The following is a 9,665-nucleotide window of genomic DNA, read 5'->3' as shown; positions in this document are numbered from 1 at the left end:
CGGCGTGGTTCCGTCAGTGGGCCCGGCTGGAGCGGGTCGCGGTGAGCCTGTGCACCTACGAATGCAGGCTGGTGCCGGGGCTGTTGCAGTCCAGGGACTACGCGCGGGCGGTCTTCGAGGGGACCGTCCCGGTCACGCCGGACGACGAGCTGGACAACTTCATGGACCGGCGCATGGAACGGCAGCGGATGCTCGTCGAGCGGCCGACGACTCCCTTCAGCTTCATCGTCGAGGAGCATGTCTTCCGCCGCCGGTTCGGGGACGGCGCGCGGATGCGCGGGCTGTTCGACCATGTGCTGGAGCTGAGCGCCCCGCGCAATGTGACGCTCCAGATCGTGCCGCTGGAAGCCGGGTTGCACGCGTGCCTCGACGGGCCGGTGCAGCTGTTGGAGACGCCGAAGGGGCAGCGGCTCGCGTACTCGGAAGGGCAGCAGAACGGCCGTCTGATCTGCGACGCGAAAGAGGTGAGCCTGCTCCAGCAGCGCTATGACACACTGCGCTCGCAGGCCCTCAACGCCAAGGATTCGCGGGCTCTGCTGGAGCGACTCCGAGGGGAAGCAGACCTATGAACACGACGGAACTGGCGTGGTTCAAGTCCAGCTACAGCGGCAGTCAGGGTGACAGCTGCGTCGAAGTCGCCGTCACCCCGCAGCTCGTGTGCGTACGGGACTCCAAGGACGTGACCCTTCCGCACTTCGCGGTCGGACGGGCGGGATGGTCGCGGTTCGTGGGGTTCGTGGGGTTCGTGGGCCATGAAGGACGCCGACCGGCGGACCTCACGGCGTAGACCACGGCGGTGGGTGCCTCCCGTTCGGGGCGCCCACCGGCCGCACCGGTCACGGAAATGGACCACCAGAGGAAGATTTCAGCCCACTACAGGGCGGGGCCGGGTCCGTACGTTCGTCGTATGCCAACCAGCAAGCACCTCCTGACCTCGGTTCAGGTGGCCCGCTTCGTCGCGTGGGGATTCCTGCGCCTGGACGGGGTGGTGCCGCGGAACATCAACGAACGGGCCGTGGCCGCGCTGGCCGAGGGCCTGCCGGGAGTGCCGTACGGCACCCCGCTGAGCGCGGCGTTCCCGCCCGACACCTTCGTCCACGCGCTGCTCGAACTGCCGGTCGTCGCCGGTGCCGTGGAGAGTCTGGTCGGACCCGGACCGACCGTCGACCACCACGCCGTGCACGTCCGCGAGCCCCACGAGGGCCACGCGCAGGACCTCCACGCGGACGCGATCATCGACGTACGGCCGGACGCCTTCGACCTCCAGCTCATGTACTACCCGCACGAGGTGACCGCCGAGATGGGCGGCACCCTCAGTGTGCCCGGCAGCCATCTGCGCCGGATCAACGAGACGGACGTCGGCCGTGTCCAGAACCTGCGGGGCCAGACCCGGCTGACCTGCCCGGCCGGCACGGTCGTCCTCGTGCACCACGGCATCTGGCACGGCGGCCGCCGCAACGACACCGCGCGCCGCCGCTTCATGTACAAACTGCGCCTCAACCCGACCGTGCCGCAGGTGCGCCTCTGGGACACCGGCGACCTGCACGACCCGGCCGTCACCGCGGAGTTGGACACCCACTTCCCGTGGTACGAGCAGGCCACCGGCCGACTGGAGATCTACAACCGGGTCCTGCTGTGGCGGGCCCTGACCGGCGACGAGTCGTTCGACGTCGAGCACTGGGTCACGCGCGTCAGCAACCGGCCCGCCCTGAGGAGCCAGGCATGAGGCAACAGGTCCTGGTCCTGTATCTGTCGACCTCGGCGCTCGACTCCCCGGTCGTGGGCTGGTCCCGGTACGACGGGACCGGCCGGACCCGTCCGACGGCGGGAGACGGCGACGAGCCGCCCTACCCGACGGGGCTCGACGCGCTGCTCGACGGGTGGCGCCTCTTCCAGGCGTCGCAGCTCCTGCCGCCCGGGTCCGGTCACGAGTACGACGTCTCCTTCCTGAAGCACGAGTTCTTCTTCGAGAAGCTGGAGGAGACCTCTCCCGGCTGACGTCGAGACCTGTTCCGGCTGACGTCGAGCCGGCCGTGGTCAGTAGCCGTAGATCATCTTGTAGGCGACCTCGGGCAGGAACTGACCGGCCGAGGAGCCGGATCCCACACCGCAGTTGCCGTCCGACTCGCCCGGCACCTTGATCCACAGCAGCATCTCGGCGCCGCCGCCCATCTGGGTGGCGGGGCCGATGCGGCGGCCCGAGGGGTTGCACCACTGGCCGTTGGAGCCGTTGCCGTTGCGGCTGGTGTCCACGACGAACGGCTTGGTGTAGCCGTAGCGGGCACTGAGCTCCCTGTTCACCGCGTTGCCGTAGGCGGTGTTCTCGCCCGTGGTGAGGTAGTTGGAGATGTTCAGCGAGAAGCCGTGGGCCTGCCGCACGCCCGCCTCGTGCAGCCGCTTGGCCATGGTCGCGGCGTCCGTCCAGGCGGGATTGCCGGCGTCCATGTAGACCCAGGTGTTGGGCGCCTGACTGCTGAACCGGGAGAGGGCGCCGCTGAGCATGCTCTGCCGTTCGGCGATCTGCGCCTGGTTCATACAGCCGTAGTCCCCGAGGGAGTCCGGCTCCAGGATCACCAGGGCCGGGCGGTTGCCGATGCCGCCGGCGAACTGGGAGATCCAGCTCGCGTAGGCGGACGGCGAAGAGGCCCCGCCCGCGGAGTGCCCGCCGCAGTAGTCGCGGTTGTAGATGTTGTACGCGACGAGAACGGGCAGCTTGTCCCGGCTGTCCGCGGCGCCCGTGAACGAGCCCGTGGCAGTGCCGATCGAGCCGCTCCACGCGCCGAACCAGCGGGCCATCGGGGTGTTGGCGATGGAGGCGTTGATCGCGGACGCCCGGCCGTCAGCGGGGTTGGCGGCGGCCCACCGCTTCGCGCTGTTGTCGGGGTCCACATAGAACCCGCTGGTCATGCTGGTCGGGTCGGCGGCATGGGCGGACGGAGCGGCGGCGAGCGCGAGCGGCAGGGAGCAGAGCGCTGCCATCAGGGCGCGGAGTCTGCGGCGCATGACATCACCTCGGAATTCCTGGCGGGGATGCGTCGCACGTTCTCGTCCCGAGCGTGCGACGCGCTGAGGAAGTGCGGTGGTTCGACGTGCCGAAGGAGGTGGGAGCGCTCCCATTGGAAGCGCTTCCAGTGGTGCCTGTGGCGCTGAGAAGCTAGGGGGTGTGGTCGGTATCGTGTGGCTGACTGGAAGGACTGTCAAGAGCCGAGGTGTGAATCTCCCTCTGTACAGGGCGAGTTCGAGGCTCTACGGTCCCTTTGACCGGAAGCGCTCCCAGTTTTTCGGTGGGTTCGGCGGGTTCGGTGGGTTCGGCGGGTTCGGTGGGTTCGGCGGGTTCGGTGGGTTCGGCGGGTTCGGTGGGTTCGGTGGGTTCGGCGTTTTCGGCCGGGGGGAGAGGCACATGGTCCTGGCGGGCGATCCACCGCGTCGGCAGCCCACGCTCGACGCCGTGGCCGAACTCGCGGGCGTCTCCCGCTCCGTGGCGTCCCGCGCCCTCAACAACGCGCCGCACGTCAGCCGGGGCAAGCGCGAGGCCGTCGAGCGGGCCGTCCGACAGCTCGGCTACGTGCCCAATCCGACGGCCCGTGCGCTGGCCACGCGGCAGACGGGAGCGGCCGCGCTGGTCGTCTCGGGAGAGGATCCGTCGATCTTCGCGGATCCCTTCTTCGCCCAGGTGATCGTGGGGGCGTCGGCCGCGCTGGAGGAGGCCGACCTGCATCTGATGCTGTGCCTGGCCGCGACCGACCGGGGCCGCGAGCGGGTGGCGGAACTGATCCGCTGCAAGGGCGCCGACGGCGTCATGATGATGGCCCTGCGCGAGGGCGATCCGCTGGCCCGGACGGCCGAGGAGGCGGACATCCCCGTGGTGTTCGGCGGGCGCCCCGTCGGGCCCGCTCCCCGCTGGTACGTGGACGTCGACAACGCCGGCGGCGCCCGCGAGGCGACCGAGTATCTGCTCTCACGCGGCAGGACGCGTGTCGCCGCGATCTGCGGGCGCCTGGACACCGAGGCGGGGCGGGCCCGGTACCGGGGGTACCGGGACGCCGTGCTGGCCGCCGGCCTCGACCCCTTCCCGCCCCGGGCAGGGGACTTCACCGAGCCCGGCGGAGCCGCGGTCATGGCCGCGCTGCTGGCGGAACACCCCGACCTGGACGGTGTGTTCGCCGCCAGCGACAACATGGCGGCGGGGGCACTGCGCACCCTGCGCGAGGCAGGGCGGCGGGTGCCCGCCGACGTCGCCGTGGTCGGTTACGACGACCTGGCCGTCGCCGGGATCGCCGATCCGCCGCTCACCACCGTCCACCAGCCCATAGCGGCGCTCGGGCGGGAGATGGCGCGCATGCTCGTCGCGCTCATCCATGGGCAGGACCCCACCCCGCTGATCCTGCCCACCCGTCTGGTCACCCGCCGCAGCGCCTGACACCGCGCCCGTGGCTTCGTGCGGGCCGCTCGGACGGCGTCCTTCGAGCCGCCGGGCCGCCTCAGCCGGCAGACGGCTTCCTTCGCGCCGCCTCAGCCGGCAGACGGCTTCCTTCGCGCCGCTCAGACGGCGTCCTTGCGCAGCTCCTCCAGCCGGACCGGCCGGTGCTCCGCCACCGAGAGCGTCGCCGCCTCGGCGATCCAGCTGGCCTCCAGGGCGTCGGCGACCGTGCAGGGGGAGGTGCGGGTACCGGCGACGACCTCGGTGAACGCGGCGAGTTCGGCGCGGTAGGCGGGCGCGAAGCGGTCCATGAAGAAGGTGTGCGGGACACCGGAGGGGAAGGTGACACCGGGCTCGGCGGAGCGCAGCGGGAGCTGGGTGTCGAGGCCGGCGGCGATGCTGTCCTTCATGCCGTGGACCTCCAGCCGGACGTCGTAACCCCGGGCGTTGTGACGGGTGTTGGAGATGACGCCGATGGTGCCGTCGTCGAAGGTGAGGAGCGCGGACGCCGTGTCGACGTCACCCGCCTCCTTGATGTACTCAGCGCCCTTGTTGCCGCCCGTCGCGTACACCTCGACGACCTCGCGGCCCGTCACCCAGCGCACCACGTCGAAGTCGTGCACCGCGCAGTCGCGGAAGATGCCGCCCGACACCGCGACGTAGGCCGCCGGCGGCGGGGCCGGGTCGAGGGTGGTGGACCGGACCGTGTGCAGCGCGCCCAGCTCACCGCTGAGGACGGCCTCGCGGGCGGTGACACAGCCCGCGTCGAAGCGGCGGTTGAAGCCGATCTGGGCCTCGATGCCGCTGTCGCGCACGGCGCGCAGCACGGTGAGGCTCTCCTCGACCGTCTTCGCCACCGGCTTCTCGCAGAACACCGGGACGCCCGCCTCGACGGCGGCCAGGATCAGGCCCGGGTGCGCGTCGGTGGCGGCGGTGATCACGACACCGTCGATCCCGGAGGCGAAGACCGCCTCGGGCGAGTCGGCCACGACGGCGCCGAACTTCTCGCCGGCCGCCTGCGCGGCGGCGGCCAGCGGGTCGGAGACGACCAGCTGCTCCACGACGTCCAGACCGGCGAGGGTTTCGGCGTGGAAGGCGCCGATGCGGCCCAGCCCCAGGATGCCAATGCGCATGATCGAGTGTCCCTTTCGGAGGTGCTGAAGAAGCGGGGGAGGAGGAGACGACGAGAGGAAGAGGGGGAGGGGCGGTCAGTCCTGGGCGCCGACGACGTTCTGGTCCCAGTCGATGATCGAGCCGGTGACCACGCCGCTGCGCTCGGAGAGCAGGAAGACCACGAAGTCGGCGATCTCGTCGACCTGGCCGAGCTTGCCCATCGGGAGGCGCTCGGCGGCCCGTTCCCGCCAGTCGTCGGCCGCGTCGTGGAACTCGCGCTGGATCGCGTCCTCGCCCTCGGTCTCCGTCCAGCCGATGTTGAGGTCGTTGATCCGGATCCGGTCCCAGCGGTGGGCGTGGGCGGCGTTGCGGGTGAGGCCCGCGAGGCCGGCCTTCGCGGCGGAGTACGGGGCCAGGAACGGCGGGCCGCCGTGCGCGCAGTTCGAGCCGATGTTGACGATCGTGCCGGGCGACGTGCGGGCCACCAGGTGCTCGACCACGGCCTGCATGGCGAAGAAGGGGGCGCGCAGATTGATCGCGATGTGCGCGTCGAAGAGTTCGGGCGAGGTGTCGAGGAGCGAGCCGCGCGAGGTGAGGCCGGCCGCGTTGACGAGGCTGTCGACCCGGCCGTGCGTGGCGATCACGCGTTCCACGGCGCCGCGCACCTGCGCCGGGTCCGTCAGGTCGGCCCGTACGAACGTCGCGCCGGTGTCCGCCGCGAGCCGTTCGCCGACCTCGGCCCGGCGTCCGGTGAACGCGACGGTCGCGCCCTCGCGCAGGGCCGCCCGGACGACGCCCGCGCCGACGCCCTGGCTGCCGCCGTTGACGAGGACGACCTTGTCCTCCAGTAGTGCCATGGAAGCGTGTTTCCTTTCGATCGGGGCCGGCGGGCCGTGCCGGGCCCGATGAGGGCCCTGGTCGTACGGCCTTTCCCAGCGCCTCCGCCTCTGTCAGTCTTGGGGCGCGAGGCCCCTCGTACAACCCGCAGCGGACCATCAAAAACCCATCATCCGACGGACCGTCGGCCCGCATCGAGATCCAGGACACACCGCCATGGCGCACCCCTACACGATCCGTGAGATCGCCCGGCAGGCCGGGCTCAGCCAGGCCACGGTCGACCGGGTCCTCAACGGCAGGGGAGGGGTGCGGGAGAGCACCGCCCGCGAGGTGCACCAGGCCGTGCGGGACCTGGACCGGCAGCGGACGCAGGTGCGCATCGGCGGCCGTACGTTCATGGTCGACATCGTGATGCAGACCCCGGAGCGCTTCTCCACGGCGGTCCGGGAGGCGCTGGAGGCCGAGCTGCCGTCCCTGCACCCGGCGGTCGTGCGGTCCCGCTTCCACTTCCGGGAGACGGGGTCGGCCTCGGAGATGGTGCGGGTGCTGGACCGGATCGGGCGGCGCGGCTCGCAAGGGGTGATCCTCAAGGCGCCGGACGTCCCGGAGGTCACCGCCGCCGTCGAACGGCTCGTCGCGGCCGGGATCCCGGTGGTCACCTTCGTCACGGACCTGCCGAGCAGCCCGCGCGGCGCGTACGTCGGCATAGACAACCGGGCCGCCGGGGCGACCGCCGCGTATCTGCTACGGCAGTGGCTCGGCGACCGGCCGGGCGCCGTCCTGGTCACGCTCAGCCGCAGCTTCTACCGCAACGAGGAGGAGCGGGAGATGGGGTTCCGCGGGGTGATGCGGGCGGTCGCGCCGCAGCGGGCGCTCGTGGAGGTCACCGACAGCGACGGCCTCGACGCGACCCAGCGGGATCTCGTCCTCGACGCGCTGGAGCGGGAGCCGGGGATCGCCGCCGTCTACTCCATCGGCGGTGGCAACACCGCCACGCTCGACGCCTTCGCCGCGCTCGGCCGCGCGCCGCACGTCTTCGTCGCCCACGACCTCGACCACGACAACACCCGGCTGCTGCGCGAGCACCGGCTCTCCGCCGTGCTCCACCACGACCTGCGCCAGGACGTCCGCCGCACCTGTCAGATGATCATGCGCGCCCACCAGGCCCTTCCCGACGAGGGCCCGTTCCTGCCGTCGGCGATCCAGGTGGTGACGCCCTACAACATGCCGCCGGGGGCGGGCGCGGTCACCGGCTAGCGGGGGCGGGTACGGCGGCCCCGGACCGGAACGTACGCCGGTACGTCAGTGGTGAGATTCCGATCGCCGCGTGCAGATGCTGGCGCAGCGACGTGCCGGTGGCGAAGCCGACGTGGCCGGCGATCTCGTCGACCGGGAGGTCGGTGGACTCCAGGAGATGACGGGCGCGGGCCACCCGCTGCTGGACGAGCCAGCGGCCGGGGCTCATGCCCACCTCGTCGTTGAAGCGGCGGGCGAAGGTGCGCAGGCTCATCCGGGCGTGCTCGGCGAGGTCGGCCAGCGCGAGCGGGGCGTCGAGGTGTTCGAGGGCCCACTGCCGGGTGGCGGCGGTGCCGTGGGCGCCGTCCTGGGGGACGGGCTGTTCGATGTACTGGGCCTGGCCGCCCTCCCGCCACGGCGGGACCACGCAGCGCCGGGCCACCCGGTTGGCGACCTCGCTGCCGTGGTCCCTGCGCACGAGATGCAGACAGAGGTCGATGCCGGAGGCGGCGCCGGCCGAGGTCAGGATGTCGCCGTCGTCGACGAAGAGGACGTCAGGGTCCAGGTCGACCTGCGGGAAGCGGCGCCGGAACAGGTCGGCCAGCGCCCAGTGCGTCGTCGCGGGCCTGCCGTCGAGCAGACCGGCCGAGGCGAGGACGAAGGCGCCCGAGCAGATGGACACCAGCCGGGTGCCGGGCCTGATCCGCGCGAGGGCGGCCGCGACGGGCTCCGGGAGCTCGGCCGACAGCAGCGGTGCGGTCGGCGGGCAGACCCCGAACGAGGGGACGATCACTGTGTCGGCGGTGTCCAGCGCCTCGGGGCCGTGGTCCACGGCGACGGCGAAGTCGGCCGCCGAACGCACCGGGCGCCCGTCCGGGGTGCAGGTCAGCACCTCGTAGAGCCCGTCGGTCGCGTCGAAGATGCGGCTCGGGACGCCGAGTTCGAAGGGGTAGACCCCGTCGAGCGCGAGGACGACCACCCGGTGCGGAGATGTCATACGACCAGTGTGGCACGATCCCATCGAATGATGGCCATCGTGCCATTGTCGTGATCGTCGTGCCCCCGCAGGCTGGACCGCATGACCGACACCACCGAGAACACCAGCGGCGGCGACGCCACCACCACCATGCGAGCGATGACCCAGGACGCCTTCGGCGGACCGGAGGTACTGAGGGAGGCCGAACTGCCGCGTCCCGTGCCGGGGCCGGGCGAGATCCTGGTCCGGGTGCACGCGGCCGGCGTCAACCCGACCGACTGGAAGAACCGTGCCTTCGGACTGTGGCACCCCGAGCCGCTGCCGGTGCTCGGCTGGGACGTCTCGGGCGTCGTCGAGCAGGTCGGCCTCGGGGTCACCCTGTTCGAGGCCGGCGACGAGGTGTTCGGCATGCTGCCCTACCCGCACGGCGCGGGCGCCTACGCCGAGTACGCCAAGGGGCCGGCCCGGGCCTTCGCCCCCAAGCCGTCGAACGTCGACCACGTCCAGGCCGGCGCCCTGCCGCTGGCCGCGCTCACCGCGTACCAGGCGCTCGTCGACACCGCCGACGTCCGGGAGGGGCAGCGGGTCCTGATCCACGCCGCCGCCGGGGGAGTGGGCCATCTCGCCGTGCAGATCGCGAAGGCGCGCGGCGCGTACGCCATCGGTACGGCCAGCGCCGGCAAGCACGAGCTGCTGCGCGAGCTGGGCGCGGACGAGCTGATCGACTACCGGACCACGGACTTCGTGGAGGCGGCCGGGGAGGTCGATGTCGTGCTGGACACCCTCGCCGGGGACGTCCGCACGCGATCCGTGGACGTGCTCGGGCAGGGCGGCACCCTCGTCTCGATCCTGCCGGTCGGCGGGGAGGAGGACGCCGAGAGGGCCGCCGCGCGGGGCGCACGGCTGGAGAAGCTGCTGGTCGAGGCCGACCAGGCGGGGATGCGGGCCATCGCGGCCCTCGTCGAGCAGGGGAAGCTGCGGGCCCATGTCGACGCGACCTTCCCGCTGGCGGAGGCGGCCAAGGCCCACGCCCTCGGGGAGACCGACCGCACGACCGGAAAGATCGTCCTCACGGTCGACTGA

At 71.9% G+C, this 9,665-nt stretch carries 11 protein-coding genes; 7 read left to right on the top strand and 4 right to left on the bottom strand.

Annotated features, from left to right (window positions below):
* The 4 genes from HW837_RS07345 to HW837_RS07330 all read left to right on the top strand — a co-directional run.
* The coding region (locus HW837_RS07345; RefSeq protein WP_237270034.1) for a DUF5753 domain-containing protein at window positions 1–569 on the top strand (569 nt) is incomplete at its 5' end.
* The gene (locus HW837_RS07340) at window positions 566–787 is read left to right on the top strand and encodes a DUF397 domain-containing protein (protein ID WP_193379898.1); all 222 of its coding nucleotides are present in this window, start codon (window positions 566–568) and stop codon (window positions 785–787) included. The genes HW837_RS07345 and HW837_RS07340, both read left to right, overlap by 4 nt.
* 120 nt (window positions 788–907) lie before the next feature.
* Entirely contained in the window at window positions 908–1,726 is an 819-nt protein-coding gene (locus tag HW837_RS07335; protein ID WP_193379899.1) for a phytanoyl-CoA dioxygenase family protein, read from the top strand.
* Complete coding sequence (locus HW837_RS07330; protein WP_060882705.1) at window positions 1,723–1,998, top strand: hypothetical protein; 276 nt, start codon at window positions 1,723–1,725, stop codon at window positions 1,996–1,998. The genes HW837_RS07335 and HW837_RS07330 overlap by 4 nt, the downstream gene beginning before the upstream one ends.
* 39 nt (window positions 1,999–2,037) lie before the next feature.
* On the opposite strand, the gene HW837_RS07325 is transcribed toward HW837_RS07330, so the two are convergent.
* Window positions 2,038–3,003: a glycoside hydrolase family 6 protein gene (locus HW837_RS07325; RefSeq protein WP_093790057.1), complete on the bottom strand. Its 966-nt coding sequence runs from the start codon at window positions 3,001–3,003 to the stop codon at window positions 2,038–2,040.
* 397 nt (window positions 3,004–3,400) lie between these two features.
* Between HW837_RS07325 and HW837_RS07320 the strand changes: the two genes are divergently transcribed.
* Window positions 3,401–4,420 carry a LacI family DNA-binding transcriptional regulator gene (locus HW837_RS07320; RefSeq protein WP_193379900.1) on the top strand — a complete coding sequence of 340 codons (1,020 nt, stop codon included), beginning with the start codon at window positions 3,401–3,403 and terminating at the stop codon, window positions 4,418–4,420.
* A gap of 122 nt (window positions 4,421–4,542) precedes the next feature.
* Here HW837_RS07320 and HW837_RS07315 read toward each other — a convergent pair whose 3' ends face one another.
* On the bottom strand, window positions 4,543–5,553 hold the full coding sequence (locus tag HW837_RS07315) for a Gfo/Idh/MocA family protein (protein WP_045556688.1): 1,011 nt from the start codon (window positions 5,551–5,553) through the stop codon (window positions 4,543–4,545).
* 75 nt (window positions 5,554–5,628) lie between these two features.
* On the bottom strand, window positions 5,629–6,390 hold the full coding sequence (locus HW837_RS07310) for an SDR family oxidoreductase (RefSeq protein WP_045556689.1): 762 nt from the start codon (window positions 6,388–6,390) through the stop codon (window positions 5,629–5,631).
* A gap of 196 nt (window positions 6,391–6,586) precedes the next feature.
* Between HW837_RS07310 and HW837_RS07305 the strand changes: the two genes are divergently transcribed.
* Entirely contained in the window at window positions 6,587–7,627 is a 1,041-nt protein-coding gene (locus HW837_RS07305; protein ID WP_045556690.1) for a LacI family DNA-binding transcriptional regulator, read from the top strand.
* Here HW837_RS07305 and HW837_RS07300 read toward each other — a convergent pair.
* Window positions 7,617–8,603, bottom strand: coding sequence for a GlxA family transcriptional regulator (locus HW837_RS07300; RefSeq protein WP_045556691.1), 987 nt, complete (start codon window positions 8,601–8,603; stop codon window positions 7,617–7,619). The two genes, HW837_RS07305 and HW837_RS07300, sit on opposite strands and share 11 nt — an antisense overlap.
* 129 nt (window positions 8,604–8,732) lie before the next feature.
* On the opposite strand from HW837_RS07300, the gene HW837_RS07295 reads away from it, so the two are divergent.
* Window positions 8,733–9,665, top strand: coding sequence for an NADP-dependent oxidoreductase (locus tag HW837_RS07295; protein ID WP_199819031.1), 933 nt, complete (start codon window positions 8,733–8,735; stop codon window positions 9,663–9,665).

It is taken from the genome of Streptomyces caniscabiei (genome assembly GCF_014930365.1).
GTDB lineage: Bacteria > Actinomycetota > Actinomycetes > Streptomycetales > Streptomycetaceae > Streptomyces > Streptomyces caniscabiei.
Note: the sequence above shows the minus strand (reverse complement) of the source record. Positions and strands in the feature narration are given on the sequence as shown.